Origin of the sequence: Blautia glucerasea (genome assembly GCF_013304385.1) — a bacterium.
Classification (GTDB): Bacteria; Bacillota; Clostridia; order Lachnospirales; family Lachnospiraceae; genus Blautia_A; species Blautia_A ammoniilytica.
Genome location: NZ_JAAITU010000129.1, coordinates 1 through 794, shown reverse-complemented (window position 1 = coordinate 794; position 794 = coordinate 1). Strand labels below are relative to the sequence as shown.

Annotated in this window: 1 protein-coding gene; it reads right to left on the bottom strand. The window is 38.3% G+C overall.

Going from position 1 to position 794, the window contains the following annotated elements:
- Window positions 1-80: 80 nt before the first annotated feature.
- Window positions 81-554 (bottom strand): sigma factor-like helix-turn-helix DNA-binding protein, encoded by a 474-nt coding sequence (locus G5B11_RS18710; protein WP_173729335.1) that lies wholly within the window; start codon window positions 552-554, stop codon window positions 81-83.
- Between the last annotated feature and the right edge of the window lie 240 nt (window positions 555-794).

Here is a 794-nt window from a genome sequence, read left to right as displayed (position 1 = left end):
CATTTTAGGAAGTCCTTTAACTTCCTCTAATTACTAAAGTCAAATGACTTTGGCAGATGCAAAAGATTTTAAAAAATTTTTTAAAAAAATTTATTCATATACATTTCACGCATCTTATTAAGAGTGGATTTCAGCTTGTATGACAGCATCTGTCTGGAAATCCCCATAATCTCCGCCATCTGTGTCTGTGTCTTATTTTCAAAGAAAATGCCATAAATAATCATGCGTTCCTCTGAGTTCAGCTGATTGATCACTTTGTGAATATTCTGCTGTTCCATTTTTGTCAGTACACAGTGCTCCACATCACAGTTCAGATCTGGAAAATCCTCAATCATGAAGCCTTCTCCATCAATGGACTGACCGCTGTAAGGTACCTCCCGCAGCATCTTATCCACAACCTCACCCAGTTCATTCTTAATCTCAACTTTTTTTGCCTTGCTGCTTCTGTAAAAATTATTCATCGCATACGCAACTTCTTTTGTAATCTCGATCATTTCTCCATCAATATTTGCGTAGTACTTTCCTTCATAAAAATATGGGTGTTCAATATACATATCCGTTCCTCCTGAATTTGAAATCTTGTTGCTCGTTTCAAATCCAGAAGGCGGACCTCTGTTTAGGATCATGCCTGCTCCGCCTTTATCCTGCCGGGATACGCCCGCAGTTATTGGCTGAGAAATTCAGGCACGAAAAAAAGCCCCAGTAGTTTTTTTCTTAACTACTGAGGCTTTCGTCTCTTTCTTGTATTCAGTTATCTATGCCTTCTTTCATCAGCATAATCATTGTATCAGGAT